Origin of the sequence: Pristimantibacillus sp. PTI5, assembly GCF_048572955.1 — a bacterium.
Classification (GTDB): Bacteria; Bacillota; Bacilli; order Paenibacillales; family Paenibacillaceae; genus Pristimantibacillus.
In genome coordinates this window covers 4,645,154-4,662,599 of record NZ_CP183886.1, presented here as the reverse complement: position 1 = coordinate 4,662,599, position 17,446 = coordinate 4,645,154, and the positions used below count along the sequence as shown (strand labels likewise).

Here is a 17,446-nt window from a genome sequence, read left to right as displayed (position 1 = left end):
CTTTTGGATCAATTATGCTTCACCATTCGGATATAACGGCTTCCGCTCACTTGGATCGAGCCGTCCTCGATATAATTCAGTTTTTTGTACAGCGCATAAGCTCTCGCATTATCCGGTTCCACAATGAGCGACAGTCTCTTGTAGCCCTGCTCCAGGCCCTTCCGTTCAAAAGCGCTGATCAGCGCTTTGGCGATGCCTTGCCCTTGGTAACGTTCATCAACCGCGATGGAATCCAGATAATACTCCCCTTCCTTCGCCTCTACGGCTATGGTTTCATTGGCGCGTGCACCCGATCTCCGTCCCTCACGGTTAACAAAAGGCAGGTCGAGCGCCACCGCTCCATCCCCGGCATAGCTGAGCAGCATGCCCGCTATCCCGTCTTCCCGCCTGTCGACAAGTACATGCTTATAGCTGATCCGATTGTCCTCGCGCGCATAAAAATTAGAAAGGATTCGCACTGCTTCCCTTGAATCATCCGTTCCCGCTAACGTGTAAGCGATGTGGCCGATCGCTGCAAGGAGCAGCGGCATAACTTCCTGTACATCTTCTTTTCCAGCTGGTTCGATCATGACGGTATCCCTCATTCTTTTTATGTTCTGTTATAATAAATGAATATTATTTCTAAAGGTGATGAAGCAGTGAGCAATAACTATTATACATTTCCCATTGGCGTTAGAAACAGCGAGGTACCCTATGCGACCAAAGCGGAGGCCGAGACGAGCCGCCAGCTTGTCGGCTCCGATGAACGGGATTCCGGTTTTTTCCGCGCGCTGGAGCAATACGGCATTTCCCTTAACCGGCCGCAAATTGCTGCCGTACGACATCATCAAGGGCCCGCTCTAACGCTAGCGGGAGCCGGCTCAGGCAAGACTTCCGTACTCGTATGCCGGACCGCTTATTTGCTTTCTGTACAGAATGTGCGGGCTCAGCATATTTTACTAATGACCTTCTCCAAAAAAGCGGCGGATGAAATGCGAAGCCGCATCAATTCGCTGCCCGTTGTTAATCCGCAGGCGGCACGCGGCGTCGAGGCGCGCACTTTCCACTCATTTTGCCTCCAGCTTCTGAGGGGACGCGGTTACCGCCAGGGTATTCTGGGTGAAACCGGCCAGAAGCATATCTTTTTCAAAAGGCTTATGCGGGAGCTCCTCCTGCAAAACGAATACGAACCCGAAACACTGCTCGCCCAGCTTTCGGCTATTAAGCTGCAAATGATCAATGTGAGCGACCTTCCTTCTTCGACGACGGAGGAGCGTGAGCTTAAGCTGCTGTTCACGAGGTACGAACAGTGGAAGAAAGACATGGATAAGCTCGATTACGATGATCTTCTTTTGGAGGCTTATAAGCTTCTTAGAGAGGACGAGTCCCTGTTAGCAACGCTTCAAACGCGATTCCAATATGTTATGATCGATGAATTTCAAGATACCAATCAGGTACAGTACGTTCTCGTGCAAATGCTTGCCGATAAGCATCACAACCTGATGGTCGTCGGCGATGACGATCAGACGATTTATTCGTTTAACGGCGCTAAAAACGATTATATCTTGAATTTCGAGCATCAATATCCAGGCGCGGCCACCTATATTCTCGATATTAACTACCGCTCGACAAGCACAATCGTCGGTCTTGGCAATGCCATTATTCAATATAATAAGCTTCGCAAGGAGAAAACTCTGCTGGCCGTGAAGCCCAAAGGCGCAAACCCTTCTTACGCCCGCCTCAAAACCACGCAGGACGAGGCCAAGCTCATCGCGGATACGATCACAGAGCAGATCAACCAAGGCAAGCGTACCTATGGCGATTTTGCCGTCTTGTTCCGTACGGCGAGCAGCAGCAGAGCACTTATCGAGCTGCTGCTGACCAAAGAGCTTCCGTTCATCGATTTCGGCGATGGACAGCTTTTTTACGAGCAATGGGCAATCAAGCCTCTTCTTGCCCATTTGCGGCTGGCGCAGGACCGACGCAATTTCGATGCTATGGAAACGCTCCTGCCCTCCCTTTACGTCAATCGGGAACAAGCAATGGCCTTCATTTGGAACCAAGATAAGCTGCGGGCAAAAAAATGGCCGCTTATCCATTTGCTAGAGTTCCCGCAGCTGAAAGAATTTCAAAAGGACAAAATCAAAGAACGCATCAAGCTGATCAAATCATTGACGGATTTGAAACCTGCTGCCGCTATTATGCAGCTTCGCCAAGCCTTTTATGACCAATTTCTCGAAACAAGCAAGCGTCATGAAATGACGGAGCACAAAGAAGGGCTTAAGGAAGTGCTCGACGAGTTCGAAGCTGCCGCGGGCACTTACGACACCATTGAAGCTTTTTTAGCCTATATCGACGATATTACGGACAAGCATGCTGCCGTGCAGCAGCTCCATAAGCATGAGCATAACCGCAGCGCGATATCGCTGATGTCGATTCACAAATCCAAGGGACTCGAGTTTCCTGTCGTATTCGTAATCGGCGTCTCGGAAGGAATTCTCCCGCACAGCTCCGCGCTTGCAGCCGATAAGCACAGTGACCGCAGCTCCATCCAGACCGGCGATGACGCGCTTGCCGAAGCACTAGAGGAAGAAAGACGTCTCGCGTATGTTGCGGTAACAAGGGCCGAAGAAGAGCTCTATATTAGCTCCCCCGCGCTTTACCGAGGCAAACCGGCAGAATTATCGCGATTTATCCGGTCGGCCTTTAGGAACGGGGAAGAGGAGGACGGCGATTCCGAATCGGTGCTGTCCTGGCTGTGTACCAGCCCTTCCTGCCAGGTATGGCAGCGAATCATTACGTATGAGGATTCACAAACCGAAGCACGGGCATGTCCTTTGTGTCAATCGCCCATGGAGCAAGGAATCAAGGCCTTGCCCAAGAAAAAGAAGTAAGGAGAAACGATTCGCAGTATGAGCAGCTTAAATGATCAACTAGTTCCTTATCTCAAGCTCGCAGATGCCGTCATCATAACGGATAAAGAGCATCTTATCTTGGCCGTCAATCCGGCCTACGAGAAAATTACGGGTTACTCGTCAGCAGATATCATCGGTAAAAAAGCAGGTATCTTGCGAACGTCCGACACGCCAAAGAAGACGCATGCGCAAATGAAGCTGGCGCTGCGCCAAGGCTTGCCATGGTCGGGCGTATTCACGAACCGCCGGAGAGACAGCAGCGTCTGGCATTCGTCGATTACGATTACGCCATTGCCCGTTGGAGGGGAGCTTTATTACATTGGAGTCTTTCGCGAGCTGGAGAAGCTAAAAAGAGGCTTTTATTTGCCTGAGGAGCGGATCGGCTCTATTCAAAGCTCCATGCTGAAGGTTCTCGCCATCTCTTGCGAAATACGGGATCCCGGTATCGAGCAGCATCTTGTGCGCGTTCGCGATTTAACCGAGCGGCTAACCCGTTTTCATAATGAACGCCTTCAGCTCGGCTGGTCCGAGGAGCTTATCAACCGGGTATCCCATTCCAGCATCCTGCATGATATCGGCAAATCAGGAATTCCGGAGGGTATTCTGTATAAACCCGGCCCCCTCGCCTATTACGAGCGGCAAATCGTCGAGATGCACACGCAGATCGGCGTCGATATCATTGACAAAATATATGCGGAGCTGAATGATGATTTATTCAACCAGGAGCTCGCCATGGGAAAAAATATTATTTTGTACCATCATGAAAAATGGGACGGCACCGGCTATCCGCAAAAGCTTTTCGGCGAAAGCATTCCGATCGAAGCCCGTATCGTAAGTGTCGTTGATGTATTTGACGCTTTAACCAGCACCCGCCCTTACAAAGAAAAGTGGTCCGAGCAGCGTGCGTTTGCCTACATCAGTGAACAGCGCGGCCGCCATTTTGATCCTGATTTGGTCGACTCATTCCTGGCACTTATTCATAATGAATCCGTATAGCCAAAAAATTAGCGGCAGCCATCACAGGAAAGCTTGTGATGTTTGCCGCTTGCCTAGTTTCTAGAAACTGATATGATGAACCCCTATTACTAGTTAGCTTAGCTAAGGGCTGCTTCTTCAGGTCTTAAAACGACCTAATGAGGCAGCCCTAACTTTTTCTCCAACAAATAAATCAGTCCTGAGATTGCCTATTGCAATTCCAGTATGCATACGGGGACCTTCAGCAGCGCTTTTCTGACTTTATGCATACCGTCTGCCCTGCACCATGGCCGATGAATGTCAGAAGGCAATAATACGATATATTGCCCCGGAAATAGAACAAGCTCCGTTTCTGCCTCCACAGCTTCAAAAAACGTATGATCGTCTACCTCCGGTGTTACTGCAACAGCCTTATTCCTTCCGCAGTCTCTTGCAAACCCCATTTTCTCCATACCCGATATCATAAAGTGAATATCCACATAGCTCCGATGCTGCTCTGGCATCACTTCATGATAGGGTTGCAGTTCCTTATGCTGGATAATTAAATAGGTTCCATCGTCTAGGGCTGGATAAACACCATCCTCCATCTGTTCAAATGGAGTTAAACGAAGATACTCTAATTTTTCCGCAAGAGCTGACGAAATTACCCTTTTTTCTGTCTGCCAGTTGCTGAAATCTCCAATCATCATCGTATAACTTCCCTTCCGTTAACACTACAGTTTGACAAGCAGAAGAAGAGCCCCGGCAATTGGTGTCATAATCATAGCTGAGCGCAAAAGCAGTCTTGGCGCCCTTCTCGTAAATTTCGCCCCGATATAAGAGCCTATCATCGTGCCTGCAACCACTTGGATAAGCAAGGTAAAGTCCAAATAGCCCGCTTGAAAAAAACCTATGGATCCAAAAACCGCGATAGGCAAAATAACGACCATCGTTGTTCCAACTGCCTGACGAAGCGGAAAACCGAACAAAACAAGTAAAGCCAACTGAATAAAAGGGGTTGACCCAATTCCAAAAATACCCGAAAGCGAACCAGTAACAAGGCCCGTCACGATGGCTAAACACCAAAATCTTAGCTTAGCCAGCGTTACCGTTTCTTCTTCGAGAGGAAATTCCTTTTTTGGAAATACGCTGCTAGTACGCAGCCAAATAAGCAATCCCGACAACAAGAGCATACCGCTTGTCAGCCATAAGAGCTGCTCTTCTGCAATCAAACGGGCTAAGAACGTCCCAGCATACGCCCCACCTGCGCCAAAGGCTCCGATAATCAAACCGGAACGCAGCCTCGCGTTCCCCTCCTTAATATGACTGATTGATCCGGATAACGTCGTGAAAGCCATAGCGGCTATCGAAGTGCCAAGCGCCGTATGAACCGGAATTGCAAAGCCAGCAACCAATATTCCAATAATAAACCCAGAACCTCCAGTACCGGCAAAACCAAGTACTAAACCCATTAGAAGCATAACTGCAAAGATATCCAAAACGACCATCTACTTTCCGAGCCCGTTTGTTTGAAAAGCATATTGCTGGTAGAAAGACGTTCTCATATCTGTTCGGTTGCGATTATGCCCATTTTCTCGAATGAACCTCAGATAGTCCAAATCAATATCGCCCACCACGACCATTTCCACATTTGCATCGCCCTGACTAACAATAGCATTAGGCCTGTTGATCATCGGCTGAATGGGTGAATAAATGCCGCTCTTCCCTGTAAAGGTAAAGCCATAGGGAATGTGATCAGGAAACGGAATGGAACCTATAAGTTGGCTGTTAATGACGTAGACCTGATTCTCCGATGCCCGCGCCTTTGCAAACAATATGTTGCGGCTCTGACCCCATTCATCCAGGCAGCAGGTTGGGGCCAATATGATATCTGCACCCATTTGACTTAATATGCGCGCTACTTCGGGAAACGAGTTATCATAGCAAATGGCAATGCCGTATTTCACTCCGTTTATTTCGAATATATCGAGTTTGTTTCCTGGTGTAGTCAGTTCTTTATTGTATACCATCTCATAGGAGGGATGAATTTTATCCTGTTTATGCACGGAACCGTCGGCCCCGAATACAAACGCAGTATTATAGTAGCAGCCATCTGCAGGCCGATAGGCAAAATGCGAACCGGCTGCAATCGTCATTCCGTACTCCCTTGCCAATGACCCGCATAATGGATTAAGGACGTTTGCATACTCCTTGCCGAACCATTCAAAAATCCGTGTGACGTCTTCCTTGCTTTTACTATCAAATTGGTGCAGGGTTAGAAGCTCTATGGTAAAAAACTCAGGTAATAATAATAGTTCCGCACCTTGGTCAGCTGCTGACTTAACATGCCAACGCACATGGTTCTCAAAATCCTCTATCGATTTTAGCTTCCTAGCTCGGTACTGACTGCTTGCGACTTTCATCTCAGTTGACTCCCTTCAGCTCTGCAGTGTGACTAAAGTTACGTAAAAATTGATTCATTCTTGCATTCGTTGTGCTAAATACGTCTTCAGGCTTACCGCTCTTCGTAATCTGACCATCTTCCATAAACAACACGCGATCCGAAACATTGCGGGCAAAATTCATCTCATGTGTAACAACAACCATGGTCATCCCTTCTCGGGCAAGCTTAACCATAATATCCAGCACCTCTTGTACAAGCTCTGGATCAAGAGCCGATGTAGGCTCATCGAACAAAATGATCTTAGGCTCCATTGCCAAAGCACGCGCTATGGCAACCCGTTGCTGCTGGCCGCCTGACAAGTTTGCGGGATATGCATTGATTTTATCCAATAGCCCTACTTTCTCCAGAAGCAGCCTGGCTTTCGCCTCCGCCTCTGGACGCGGCACCTTCTTCACGATCCGAGGCCCTTCTGTAATATTGTCCAGAACCGTTTTGTTCGGCCATAGGTTAAATTGCTGAAAAACCATGCTTACCTCCGAACGAAGCCACGTGAGTTTCATTTGAGAAATGAATGTGAGTCGGCCGCTAGAATTCGTCTTATATTCAGCCTTTCTCGTATTCACATAAATCTCTCCGGAAGTAGGAACCTCCAGCAGGTTTAGACAGCGAAGCAAGGTGCTCTTCCCTGCTCCGCTCGGTCCTATAATCGATACGACTTCGCCTTCTTTAATATCGAGGTCTATTTGATCCAGTACTTTTTTCTGATGAAACGATTTGCTTAATTTCCGGATATTTATCATCGCCTGACCTCCTATTTCCTCACGATCCGCATTTTCTTTTCAATTAAGTACTGAAACAGCATTAGAACGCTTGTCATTGATAAATAAACGGCACCGGCAACGCCGAGCGTCTCAGCAACGCTGTACGAGCTGTTGTACGCTCTTTGTGCCGCCAGCATAAGATCAGGTACTGTAATGATGGATACTATCGCTGACTCCTTCAGCATGATGACACAATTGTTAATATAAGGCGGTGTCACAAGCCTTATTGCCTGCGGAATCGTTATTCGCATCATCTTTTGTATTGGATTCATACCTACAGAATCAGCAGCCTCCTGTTGCCCTTTATCGACAGACATTAATCCCGCTCGAATGATTTCAGATTTAAAAGAGGCTGAATTGATAGACATTGCGGCAAGCCCTGCAACAAACGCCGTTAGCGTGAGCCCAAAGGGCGTAGCGTAATAAAGCCAGAATAGGGTTAGCATCAAGGGAGTGCCTCGAAATACCCATACATACATGAAGGCCATTCCTCGAAACACGCCGATGCTGGAAAGTCTCAACAAGGCGATTACGTACCCAATTGCAGTTGCGCATAATATCGCTAGTATCGAGATTTTAAAGGTCGTTAGCGCTCCCTCTAAATAGAGGGGCAAATAGTTGGATATTGTCTCCCAGTCCATGCCCATCACTCATTTTCTGCATTTTTTTGTTATTTCGGAAGCACATTGCCAATCCATTTCATGGCTAACTGGTCAATCGTGCCGTCTTTCAGCTTTTCTTCAATTAGCGCATCGATAACAGCTTTCAGTTCAGGCTCGTTTTTACGCATGCCGACGCCCATGTTTTTAATCGCTGCCACTTCACCAACGAGCTTTAAAGGTTTGTTGCTATTATCATTTTTGACATAGTCATTAGCAGCTATATTGCCTACGGCATAGACGTCAATTCTGCCTGCCTTTAAATCTGTAAAGGCTTCGGCATTGCCCGGATATTCTTTCAATTCCTTGTATCCGCCGATTTCTTTAATCGCGGTGTGCGTCCCTGACCCGCCAATTACTCCCGTTACTAGACCTTCTAGCTTATTTACGTCTGTAACAGTAGCGTTGTCCTTCAAAACAGCTGCAATCGTGCCATCTTTTCCGTATGGAATTGAGAAATCGATGCTTTTCTTTCTTTCTTCCGTTTCGGATAACGCGGACATGACCAGATCAAACTTCCCTGCAACCAGACCAGGAATCAATCCTCCGATATTCCCCGGAACAAACTCAATCTCCACGCCGAGCTTCTCCGCAATCATCGTGCCGATTTCAATATCAAAGCCTGCAATTTCGCTTTTTTCATTCATAAAAGTCATGGGACGGAAATTACCGCTTGTTCCAATGATCAGCTTGCCTCTTTCTTTAATTTCATCCACTGTCGTCGAATTGGCAGTCTCGGTTGGCTCAGCTTCGGCAGCATTGGCAGGCTTCTCCCCTGATGGTTTGGCAGTCGTAGCATTTGATCCGCAAGCCGTAACCACTAGTAAGGACGCAATAACCAAAAGAACACTAAGTACTGTAAGCTTCTTCATTTTCCCCAACTCCCATTTTGTTAATGTCTTTATGTGTAAGATTGTATAACATATATCTGTCATTTACATTGGAGTTCTATCACAAATTTCCTCTTCCATTTTGGTGATTAATCACAAAGGGCCATCATCTTCCACAAAACAAACACTTGAATACCCCCTATATAACAGTGAAAAGTGCTTTAACCACTTAGCAATCATCGCTAAAATAGCACTGTATTCCTCATGCATTTTATGTTAGATTAACTAACATAAAATGCATGAGGAGGACGATGGCATGAGTGGTATTAGTGTTCAAGAATTAATTACGCATAGACCTTACTTGTTTGGAAGCCAGCCGGTTATTAGCGGTGCGAACGGTTTGCATCGTCGTATAACAAACATAAACGTGATGGAAGTCCCCGACGTTTTTAATTGGGTACGTCATGGCGACTTACTGCTTACGACCGCTTATTCGATTAAAGATAATCCTAACGCTCAAAATGAATTAATTCCTAAGCTCTCTGAAAATGGCATTGCAGCGATCGGCATTAAAACAAAGCGATACCTTCCTCAGGTTCCAAAGAAAATGATTGACCTCTCGAATGAATATGGACTTCCCATATTAGAGCTAGCCTACCAAATCGGTTATTCCCAAACGATCTCTGATGTTCTGGAGGAGGTGCTCCAAAACAATTCCAAATGGCTTGTAGAGCAGCATAATAAAATCCAACTGCTAACGAGCACTTTGATTATGGGTGAAAATATCAAAACATTTATGGATACCTTTATTAAATGTACAGGGCTGCACGCCGATTTCATCACCTGCGAGTCCGAGGCTTTACCTCAAGGGGCTGCTCTGACCCATGCTTGGCCGGAATCAACTCGACTTATTCCAGCCTATCTGAAGTCGCTAGCGAGCACGCTTCCTTGCTTTTGGCTCGATAACGATAAGGCTAAGCTCTATATTCCCATTGAGAGAAACAAAGAAACGATGGCATATTTGATATGTTGGGGATGCCGCGAGGAGGATTGGGAGCCGCTGCAGCTGCTGCTTCAGCACACGGTAAACTTATTGACCTTACACCTAAGTAAACAGCATTCATTGAGCAGCCTAGAAGATCACCGCAAAGACTTATTTCTAAAAACGTGGGTACTTGGTGAAATAACGGATCCGCAAGTAATCGCTCTTCAGTCAGCTACCTCCGGACTTCAACTAGAATCCGATTATAGCGTTTGCCTGACCTCAAACCTTATCCCTTATTCGCAAAGAGAAATTATGAGGGCAAAGAGTTATTGCATTATGCAGAGAATCATTATGCTTAATCTAGGCAATGTATGGGTGCTGCTCATCCCCAAACATCTCACAGCCGATTCAAACGTGTATAGCAGGATTCATGCTGAGCTTAGCCTTTGTTTAAAAATGCCTGCCCTTCGATTAGGGATCAGCAGCGTCAAAATGATTAATCACATTCACGAAGGCTATAAAGAAGCCGTTAGCGCACTAGAATTATGGGTGTTTATTCAACCCAGCGAAATCATTTGTTACTACGATAAGCTTGGCATGTTTCCCATTTTCCACGTTCTGTCGGATCAAGAATCCATTAAAAAGCAATTATTTCAGTACATCCAGCCTCTGCAGGACCATGACAATCATCACCACTCCAAATTAGTTGAAACGTTAATCGTCTACTTGCAATACGGCGGCAATATAAAAGAAAGTGCGAGCGCGCTTTTTTGCCATTATAACTCAATCGTATACCGGTTAGACCGCATTCAAAGCTTACTGCAAATCAATTTAAAGGATCCCGATATGCGCTTTCAACTGCAAATGGCCGTCAAAGTATTTGCTTTTTCAAACAAAAAAGGAACTATGATGGGATCATAGCTCCTGATGGATCGTATGCTTATGATTGCCTAGCTGAGGGCTCCTTAACTCAATTACATCGCCAATCTGGCAAGCTAACGGGTTAGCTGGGGTCCCTGTCAAAATGATATCGCCCTTCATTAGCTTAGCCATGCTTGAAATATGCGACACTAGCCAGTGAGCTGAAAATAACAAGTTTGACGTATTATCCTTTTGAATGAGAGATCCATTCACCCACATTTCCAAATCGACATTACAAGGATCCTCGATTGCTGCCACTGCTCCAATCGGTGTCATTTGGTCGAACATCTTAAAACGACCGCTATTAAAATGTGCACTAGCCGTAATATCATTTGCAATAGCGTAACCCGCTATGATGGATGCAGCCTCATGCTCTGCAACATGTTTCGCATCTTGGCCGATAATGACAGCCATCTCGACCTCACAAATAAATTCTGTTAAGAGCGGCGATAAAAAGATGTCACGCTCATTCGTCAAACTTCCGGGCGTTTTTAAGAACAATAAGGGATCTTTTTCATGCGTAATTCCCTTTTGTGCTCGGAACGCTTTAAAATTGGGACCGACTCCGATTATTTTACGCGTATGCCGCATATATTCCTTTATATTCATTTCTGCTTCTTCTCCTTTAATAAGCATGGGTTGTCCGGTATTCCCTATAAGACTTTACTGCATAACCCCCGTCAAATCTATATAAAAGTAGAAAGAGACCGTTTCACGAGTAGAAGGTTCTACTGCGCAGACGGTCTCTCCTTTATTTACTATTGCTTGCCGGTCCGATTTACAGCGCCGGCGGTGTGAAGGAACGTCCGGCAAACTCGGCATCGAGCATATAGAACGCGTTGCTGTCTTTATCGATGCGCTTCAGCTTATGGATAATGTTATCGAAGAGTGCTTCTTCTTCTACCTGCTCGTCGATAAACCATTTGAGAAAGTTGATCGTCGCATGCTCGCGATCATTGATAGCAAGATCAGACAAATTGTAGAAACGTTTCGTATTTTGCTGCTCGTGACCGTAGCCTTGCTCGAACGTGTCAAGGATAGACGCGTACTCGTTATTCGGCTCTCCAAGAGCGGATAGCGTAGCGCGACGGCCGCGGTCGTTCAAAAATTTATAGATTTTCATAGCATGAAAACGTTCTTCCTCTGCTTGTACAATGAAGAAGTTAGCGAAACCGTCTAGACTTTCACCGGAACAATACGCTGCCATCGCAAGATACACATGCGCTGAATAAAATTCAAAGTTCATTTGTTCATTTAATGCTTCTGCTAGTCCATCATTCATGCTCATGCACCTCAACCTTCCTAGATTGTACTTATTCTAACATAAAAATAAAGAACGGCAAATGCCGTTCTTGTAAATGTAACCATATCAAATGATTATCCGATCATTTTCTTTAACCGCTTGTAGAGCTTCTCTGCTGACGGCGCGCTAACCGTCTTCGACTTAATGACGACGAAACACTCCAGCTTACAGGTTTTGCAATCGCCTAGACAATCGCTTTTCTTCTGCTTGATGTCCGGATATCGATCTTTCATAGCCTTATAGATCGGTTCCGAGCCGTTTTTTAGATTCCTTTTGCAATACTTAATCTTCTTCATCCGATTCACCCCGCAGCGCAACGAAGGATTTGCTTTCTATTTGATGATAATGATTATCATCCCCGTTGTCAACTGCGATTTTTAAGTACCTCTAGTCCTTTTATGAGCTGGCTGTCCTCTTTGGCCAGCTTCTCCCGAAGTCTCTCGAGGAGCTGATAGCCCGTTTTGTCGTTAAAGCTTCCAGTAGCCTCAAGCTTCTCGGCCGTTTGGAATTTCCGCAATGCCTCCGAAGTCTGTTTGTCGAACATCCCTTCCTGTCCGGCCGGCGTATAACCAAGCTCCTTCAGCATCAACTGCAGCGTCTTCACGTCCTCGCCGTAGCTGCCCACCTTCATATCCGTACCGATCGCAAGCGGCCTTAGCTCCGTATAGGCGGGAAGCGACACGGCAAAATCCGGCGATACGCCTGTTTTGTTGATCCATGTACCTGCTGGCGTCTTCCACTGCGCTTCGGTCAAGCTCAGGACGGAGCCGTCCTTAAATTGATTAAAGCCTTGCACGACGCCTTTGCCATACGTTTTCTCTCCGATAACCGTTGCCCCCGCAGACTCCTTCAAAGCTGCGGTCAGCACCTCGCTCGCGCTGGCGGACTGCCCGTTTACGAGCACGGCAATCGGAATGGTCCAATCCTTCTCCTGCTTCGACTTGTAGGAAATGGTTTGACGTTCGTTTTTGTAAACGACATTCAGAATTACTTTATCCTTTGGAATAAGCGTGCTTGCAATCTTGATCGTAGGCTGCAGCAGCCCGCCCGGGTTAGAGCGCATGTCGAGCAGCAAGCCCTTAAGCGGCTGCTTCTCCTGAAGCTCCTTGATTGCAGCCTCAAATTCATCCGCCGTTTTCTCGGCAAACCGGCTGATCGTCACATGGCCGATCCCGCCCTCCAGAAGCTCCGATGTAACCGTATGGACGGGGATCGCTTCCCTTTTCAACGTCAAAGCGATAAGCTCTGCCTGATTCGGTCTTTGCACCTGCAGCGACACGGATGTTCCTTCTTTGCCTCTAATTATGCCAAGCAGCTCTTCAAACGTCTTGCCGCTCAGTTTCTGATTATCCACGGAAATAATAATGTCTCCCGGCAGCAAGCCTCCGCGTTCGGCAGGAGCCCCTTTCGTAAGTCCGGTAATGACGAACTCGCCCTCTTCTTCCCGGATCTCGGCACCGATGCCGAATATTTCGCCTTCATAGGACTGCGTGTACGCATCGCCTTTCTCCTCGACCAAATATCGGGAATAAGGGTCCTCAAGCGAGCTGACCATGCCTACAGCCGCACCGTTGATAAGCTTCTTCGGCTCTGCTCCGTTCAAATAATCATTTATTATTTTGTTGTATGTGACCGTAAACTGCTGAAAGGCCGGTTCTTTCAGCATCGGGTAACGATTTCCCATCCAAAGAAGCCCGATTGCAAAACCAATGGCCGTAAACAAGACCGCCCCCAGCACGCAAAATGAAAGAAACCGTTGTTTCGCAGCCGCTGATGTAAAATAGTTCATCTGTTCATCTCCTCAAAAGTTTTACGAAGTAAAACTTACTTCGAAAGCATACGCTTGGTTTTGTGAAGCAAAACTTACTTCGAAAGCACATGCTTAGTCTTGTATGTGTGGTGCATTTTAGCTACAATCAACCTAATCTTAACTATAAAGAGCTGGAGAGGAGCTTCACCGCTAGTATGTATAAACTTATCGCAATTGATGTTGACGACACGTTATTAACGGATGATCTAATCGTAACGGAGGGCACGAAGCAAGCCATGGAAGCCGCTATCGCCCAAGGCGTAACGGTAACGCTGGCAACCGGACGCATGTTTGCTTCCGCTCAAAAGATCGCTAAGCAAATCGATCTCAATGTTCCTATTATTACTTATCAAGGAGCCCTCGTCAAAACGCTGCTGGACGGACAAGTATTATATGAGAGAAACGTCCCTATCGATGCGGCCAAGGAGATTCACGCATTTGCCGAGGAAAATGGTCTTCATCTGCAGCTTTATGTCGATGACGAGCTTTACGGCACAGAGGACAACGATAAAATAAAAGCTTATTCCAAGCTCTCCAACATCCCTTACAAAATCGAGCCTGATTTCAATAAATTACTGGACTTTCCGATGAATAAAATGCTGATGATCGACGAGCCCTCCCGCCTCGACGAAATCGCTGAGCAGCTTAAGCTTCAGGTTGGCGACCGCGTGCATATTACAAAGTCGAAGGCGCATTATCTCGAGTTTATGCATAAGGAAGGCACGAAAGGGCATGCCTTGAAATTTATGGCCGAGCATTTGGGCTGCACCATGGATCAAACCATTGCCCTCGGCGATGCTTGGAATGACAATGAAATGATTCTTGCTGCTGGCCTTGGCGTAGCAATGGGGAACGCCATTCAATCCCTTAAGGATATCGCTGACTATGTCACGCTGTCGAATAACGAGGAAGGCGTTCGCCACGTTATTGAGAAGTTCGTGCTGCAAGCAGCGTCTGAATAATTTCAGATAAAATATGCGAAACAGCCCTTTCGCTTAAGCGAAGGGGCTGTTTCGTTAGAATAAGGAGCGCGTGCTAATGAATTGTCCGTTATGCGGCAGGCCCAATGAATGCGGGATTAAAGCCTACGAAGAAAAACAGGAAGTCTGCTGGTGCTTCCATGAGCAATTCCCGAAAGAGCTGCTTCAGAAGCTTCCCGAGCTGCAGCGCGGCAAAGCCTGCATTTGCAAATTATGCGCCGCGGCCTTTCGGGATGATGTTATGACCTAAGAGGAAAAATACCGCTAAGGCTTAAGGCTGTTCAGGCACATCGCTTGCCCTAAATAGCCTCTTATTTATTTTTCTTTTCGTCCGGGTATGAAGAAACGCTGCTCTACCGTGCCTGCCGATAACGGCTTGCTGAAATAATAGCCTTGAATCTTACTGCACGCATTGTCCGTTAAAATATCAAGCTGGTCCTTCGTTTCGATGCCTTCCGCGATAACCTCCATGTTCAAATGCTGCGCCATGGCGATAATCGTTGACACGATCGCCCTGTCATTGTTGTTCTCCGTAATATCGCGAATAAAAGACCGGTCGATCTTCACCTTATGAATAGGAAACATTTTTAAATAGCTAAGCGAGCTGTAGCCCGTACCGAAATCATCCAAGCTGATTCTTATTCCGTAATCATTGAGCTGATTTAATATGCTGCTTGAAATCGAGGCGTCCATCATCATGCTTTCCGTAATTTCCAGCTCCAAAAACTTCGGTTCCAGACCTGTCTCTTCCAAAATAGCCATGATATATTCCGCCAACTGGGGCTGATGGAATTGCTGCGAGGACAAGTTGACGGAAATCGGAATGAGCGGTCCGCCTTCATCATGCCACATCCGCATTTGCCGGCAGGCTTCGCGCAGCACCCACGTACCCATTTCATAAATAAGTCCAGTCTCTTCCGCAATCGGAATAAAGAGGCCGGGACTTAACATTCCCTTGGTCGGATGCTCCCAGCGCACGAGCGCCTCGATTCCGATCATCGCATGATCCTCGGTCCGGATTTGCGGTTGATAATGTAGCAGCAACTCGCCCCGTTCGATTGCTTTTCTAAGGTCGCCTTCTAATTCAATTTTCTCAAGCAGCTTCTGATCGAGCTCGTTAGAGTAAAATAAATAGTCGTTTTTTCCTTTTTTCTTTACCTCGTACATGGCCGTGTCGGCATTTTTCAGCAGTTGAACCGCGTCTTGTCCATCACTCGGAAACAAAGAGATGCCAATGCTCGCGGAAACGTAAAAGTCGTTGTCCATCAAACGGTACGGCGTTTGAATCGTCTTGATGATCTTTTTAGCCAAAAGCTCGATGGTTTCCAGCGAGTCATAATGACGGCAAAGCAGCGTGAATTCATCTCCGCCCATACGAGCCAGCATGGCATCATGCCCCTTTAACTCTTTCTGGATGCGCATGCTTACTTCTTGCAGAAATTGATCGCCAACTGTATGGCCAAGCGAGTCATTAATCATTTTAAAACGGTCGATATCAAGCACCATGACGGCAAATGGCAGCTGGGCTTCGTTGTTCTCCGCTATGGCCTCGGCAATTTTTTTATTAAACATGCGGCGGTTGGGCAAGCCCGTCAGCTCATCATGGAAGGCCAGATGATTGATTCGATTCTTCGCCTGCTTCTCTTCGGTAATATCTTTAAAAATGATATAGCTGCCTACCACGCTGCCTTCGATTATAACCGGCACATTCGTAACGCTTAAATCGAGTCTCTTTCCGTCTGTACGGATAATCGAGGTTTCATGATTTAACGTTTCACCCTCAAATGACCGCTGAAACATCTGTTTCACGCGTTCCTGATCTTCCGGGATAATGATTTCGTTCAACGTGGAAATCGGCTGGTTAACGACCTCTTTGGTGCTATAGCCCGTTATCTGCAGAGCAATGGAATTATGGCTTATGACCCGGCGCTGCAAATCGACGGATACGATGCCATCTTGATTATTTTCGTACAGCGACCTATACCACTTCTCGTTTTGCTCGATTTCAGAATCCTTGCGTGCAAGCCGCTTTGAAATATAGATGCCTAATAGTGAAAATCCGAGTGTAAAAAAGGTGCCTGCCGAAATAAAATACGCCAGCCATTTTTGATCCAAAATCACGCCGTAAAAAAGTACCGACTTGCTGCTGTTATGAAAATTGGCAGCCTGCATGCCCGTAAAATGCATGCCTACGATAGCTGCTCCCATAATTGCGCCGCTTGCAAGCTTCTTCCACAGCTCCCCCTGCTGATCGCCTTTCCGGAAATAGAAAGACAGCCATAAAGCCGCGATGGATGCGCCAAACGCAATCAGAATTGAAAGCACGAAGGTGAATGGATCATATGTAATTGGTATCAGCATCGCCGCCATCCCGACGTAGTGCATAACCGAGATTCCCGTTGCGAGCAGCACACCGCCTATTAGCAACTGGGTACCCGTCAGCTCGCTGCGTCCAACAACAAAAAGCGCAATAAACGCTGCGCCGATGGCAGCGAAAACAGACAGCAGCACGATGACTAAATCATATTCGACCGAAATGGGAAGCGTTAATGCGAGCATGCCGATAAAATGCATGGACCATATTCCCATCCCCATCGAAGCCGCGCCGAACATCAGCCACTTAATCCTCGTACTGCCTTTGGAGGTGCTTACCCTGCCTGCCAAGTCAAGTGCCGTATACGAAGCCATTACCGCAATAAGATAAGAAAAAACGACTAATAAACTATCATACGTTCCGTGAACATGCTCCATTTCTTCCCCTCAGTTCTGTCTAAAATAGCAATCTGTAAGAGCACTCTTTTATTATACAATAGGTTATATCATTTTTTTAATAAAATATTGAATAATAATGGCAATAATACGCAATGAATCCGGTCCAACGCTTT

17 protein-coding genes are annotated in these 17,446 nt (G+C 46.7%); 5 read left to right on the top strand and 12 right to left on the bottom strand.

The features are described from left to right. Nucleotides 1-8: 8 nt before the first annotated feature. Complete coding sequence (locus ACN6MW_RS20865) at nucleotides 9-569, bottom strand: GNAT family N-acetyltransferase (RefSeq protein ID WP_419871888.1); 561 nt, start codon at nucleotides 567-569, stop codon at nucleotides 9-11. Nucleotides 570-638: 69 nt separating this feature from the next. On the opposite strand from ACN6MW_RS20865, the gene ACN6MW_RS20860 reads away from it, so the two are divergent. Both ACN6MW_RS20860 and ACN6MW_RS20855 read left to right on the top strand, forming a co-directional pair. Further along, on the top strand, nucleotides 639-2,873 hold the full coding sequence (locus ACN6MW_RS20860) for a UvrD-helicase domain-containing protein (protein ID WP_419871887.1): 2,235 nt from the start codon (nucleotides 639-641) through the stop codon (nucleotides 2,871-2,873). Nucleotides 2,874-2,891: 18 nt separating this feature from the next. Next, nucleotides 2,892-3,890, top strand: coding sequence for an HD domain-containing phosphohydrolase (locus ACN6MW_RS20855; RefSeq protein ID WP_419871886.1), 999 nt, complete (start codon nucleotides 2,892-2,894; stop codon nucleotides 3,888-3,890). Nucleotides 3,891-4,078: 188 nt separating this feature from the next. Here the strand turns inward: ACN6MW_RS20855 and ACN6MW_RS20850 are convergent, their stop codons facing one another. From ACN6MW_RS20850 to ACN6MW_RS20825, 6 genes are read right to left on the bottom strand one after another with little or no spacing between them, the layout of a single operon-like run. Further along, nucleotides 4,079-4,558: a YhcH/YjgK/YiaL family protein gene (locus ACN6MW_RS20850; RefSeq protein WP_419871885.1), complete on the bottom strand. Its 480-nt coding sequence runs from the start codon at nucleotides 4,556-4,558 to the stop codon at nucleotides 4,079-4,081. Nucleotides 4,559-4,582: 24 nt separating this feature from the next. Beyond that, nucleotides 4,583-5,356 carry a sulfite exporter TauE/SafE family protein gene (locus tag ACN6MW_RS20845; RefSeq protein ID WP_419871884.1) on the bottom strand — a complete coding sequence of 258 codons (774 nt, stop codon included), beginning with the start codon at nucleotides 5,354-5,356 and terminating at the stop codon, nucleotides 4,583-4,585. Continuing rightward, the gene (locus tag ACN6MW_RS20840; RefSeq protein WP_364144082.1) at nucleotides 5,357-6,271 is read right to left on the bottom strand and encodes a nitrilase-related carbon-nitrogen hydrolase; all 915 of its coding nucleotides are present in this window, start codon (nucleotides 6,269-6,271) and stop codon (nucleotides 5,357-5,359) included. 1 nt (nucleotide 6,272) lies between these two features. Further along, nucleotides 6,273-7,052, bottom strand: a complete 780-nt coding sequence (locus ACN6MW_RS20835; protein ID WP_419871883.1) for an amino acid ABC transporter ATP-binding protein — start codon at nucleotides 7,050-7,052, stop codon at nucleotides 6,273-6,275. An 11-nt stretch (nucleotides 7,053-7,063) separates the two neighbouring features. Next, on the bottom strand, nucleotides 7,064-7,714 hold the full coding sequence (locus ACN6MW_RS20830; protein WP_419871882.1) for an amino acid ABC transporter permease: 651 nt from the start codon (nucleotides 7,712-7,714) through the stop codon (nucleotides 7,064-7,066). A 29-nt stretch (nucleotides 7,715-7,743) separates the two neighbouring features. Next, a complete protein-coding gene (locus tag ACN6MW_RS20825) occupies nucleotides 7,744-8,604 on the bottom strand; it encodes a substrate-binding periplasmic protein (protein ID WP_419871881.1) in 861 nt (286 codons plus the stop codon). A gap of 274 nt (nucleotides 8,605-8,878) precedes the next feature. Here ACN6MW_RS20825 and ACN6MW_RS20820 point away from each other — a divergent pair, with 274 nt between their 5' ends. Next, nucleotides 8,879-10,468 carry a PucR family transcriptional regulator gene (locus ACN6MW_RS20820; RefSeq protein WP_419871880.1) on the top strand — a complete coding sequence of 530 codons (1,590 nt, stop codon included), beginning with the start codon at nucleotides 8,879-8,881 and terminating at the stop codon, nucleotides 10,466-10,468. Here the strand turns inward: ACN6MW_RS20820 and ACN6MW_RS20815 are convergent. The 4 genes from ACN6MW_RS20815 to ACN6MW_RS20800 form a co-directional block, all read right to left on the bottom strand. Then, nucleotides 10,463-11,077 (bottom strand): fumarylacetoacetate hydrolase family protein, encoded by a 615-nt coding sequence (locus ACN6MW_RS20815; RefSeq protein ID WP_419871879.1) that lies wholly within the window; start codon nucleotides 11,075-11,077, stop codon nucleotides 10,463-10,465. The genes ACN6MW_RS20820 and ACN6MW_RS20815 overlap by 6 nt on opposite strands. Before the next feature lie 169 nt (nucleotides 11,078-11,246). Beyond that, nucleotides 11,247-11,750 (bottom strand): ferritin, encoded by a 504-nt coding sequence (locus ACN6MW_RS20810; RefSeq protein WP_308997259.1) that lies wholly within the window; start codon nucleotides 11,748-11,750, stop codon nucleotides 11,247-11,249. 95 nt (nucleotides 11,751-11,845) lie between these two features. Then, nucleotides 11,846-12,067, bottom strand: coding sequence for a DUF1450 domain-containing protein (locus ACN6MW_RS20805; RefSeq protein ID WP_419871878.1), 222 nt, complete (start codon nucleotides 12,065-12,067; stop codon nucleotides 11,846-11,848). A gap of 68 nt (nucleotides 12,068-12,135) precedes the next feature. Next, a complete protein-coding gene (locus ACN6MW_RS20800; RefSeq protein ID WP_419871877.1) occupies nucleotides 12,136-13,560 on the bottom strand; it encodes a S41 family peptidase in 1,425 nt (474 codons plus the stop codon). 176 nt (nucleotides 13,561-13,736) lie between these two features. Here ACN6MW_RS20800 and ACN6MW_RS20795 point away from each other — a divergent pair, with 176 nt between their 5' ends. Continuing rightward, the gene (locus ACN6MW_RS20795) at nucleotides 13,737-14,543 is read left to right on the top strand and encodes a Cof-type HAD-IIB family hydrolase (RefSeq protein ID WP_419871876.1); all 807 of its coding nucleotides are present in this window, start codon (nucleotides 13,737-13,739) and stop codon (nucleotides 14,541-14,543) included. 76 nt (nucleotides 14,544-14,619) lie between these two features. After that, nucleotides 14,620-14,811 carry a cysteine-rich CWC family protein gene (locus ACN6MW_RS20790; RefSeq protein ID WP_419871875.1) on the top strand — a complete coding sequence of 64 codons (192 nt, stop codon included), beginning with the start codon at nucleotides 14,620-14,622 and terminating at the stop codon, nucleotides 14,809-14,811. A 65-nt stretch (nucleotides 14,812-14,876) separates the two neighbouring features. On the opposite strand, the gene ACN6MW_RS20785 is transcribed toward ACN6MW_RS20790, so the two are convergent. Continuing rightward, on the bottom strand, nucleotides 14,877-17,312 hold the full coding sequence (locus ACN6MW_RS20785; RefSeq protein ID WP_419871874.1) for an EAL domain-containing protein: 2,436 nt from the start codon (nucleotides 17,310-17,312) through the stop codon (nucleotides 14,877-14,879). Nucleotides 17,313-17,446 lie beyond the last annotated feature (134 nt).

Coding starts and splice junctions, on each gene's coding strand:
- ACN6MW_RS20865 (WP_419871888.1), bottom strand. CDS start 569: ATGATCGAACCAGCTGGAAAAGAAGATGTACAGGAAGTTATGCCGCTG.
- ACN6MW_RS20855 (WP_419871886.1), top strand. CDS start 2,892: ATGAGCAGCTTAAATGATCAACTAGTTCCTTATCTCAAGCTCGCAGAT.
- ACN6MW_RS20850 (WP_419871885.1), bottom strand. CDS start 4,558: ATGATGATTGGAGATTTCAGCAACTGGCAGACAGAAAAAAGGGTAATT.
- ACN6MW_RS20845 (WP_419871884.1), bottom strand. CDS start 5,356: ATGGTCGTTTTGGATATCTTTGCAGTTATGCTTCTAATGGGTTTAGTA.
- ACN6MW_RS20840 (WP_364144082.1), bottom strand. CDS start 6,271: ATGAAAGTCGCAAGCAGTCAGTACCGAGCTAGGAAGCTAAAATCGATA.
- ACN6MW_RS20835 (WP_419871883.1), bottom strand. CDS start 7,052: ATGATAAATATCCGGAAATTAAGCAAATCGTTTCATCAGAAAAAAGTA.
- ACN6MW_RS20830 (WP_419871882.1), bottom strand. CDS start 7,714: ATGGACTGGGAGACAATATCCAACTATTTGCCCCTCTATTTAGAGGGA.
- ACN6MW_RS20825 (WP_419871881.1), bottom strand. CDS start 8,604: ATGAAGAAGCTTACAGTACTTAGTGTTCTTTTGGTTATTGCGTCCTTA.
- ACN6MW_RS20820 (WP_419871880.1), top strand. CDS start 8,879: ATGAGTGGTATTAGTGTTCAAGAATTAATTACGCATAGACCTTACTTG.
- ACN6MW_RS20815 (WP_419871879.1), bottom strand. CDS start 11,077: ATGAATATAAAGGAATATATGCGGCATACGCGTAAAATAATCGGAGTC.
- ACN6MW_RS20810 (WP_308997259.1), bottom strand. CDS start 11,750: ATGAATGATGGACTAGCAGAAGCATTAAATGAACAAATGAACTTTGAA.
- ACN6MW_RS20805 (WP_419871878.1), bottom strand. CDS start 12,067: ATGAAGAAGATTAAGTATTGCAAAAGGAATCTAAAAAACGGCTCGGAA.
- ACN6MW_RS20800 (WP_419871877.1), bottom strand. CDS start 13,560: ATGAACTATTTTACATCAGCGGCTGCGAAACAACGGTTTCTTTCATTT.
- ACN6MW_RS20795 (WP_419871876.1), top strand. CDS start 13,737: ATGTATAAACTTATCGCAATTGATGTTGACGACACGTTATTAACGGAT.
- ACN6MW_RS20790 (WP_419871875.1), top strand. CDS start 14,620: ATGAATTGTCCGTTATGCGGCAGGCCCAATGAATGCGGGATTAAAGCC.
- ACN6MW_RS20785 (WP_419871874.1), bottom strand. CDS start 17,312: ATGGAGCATGTTCACGGAACGTATGATAGTTTATTAGTCGTTTTTTCT.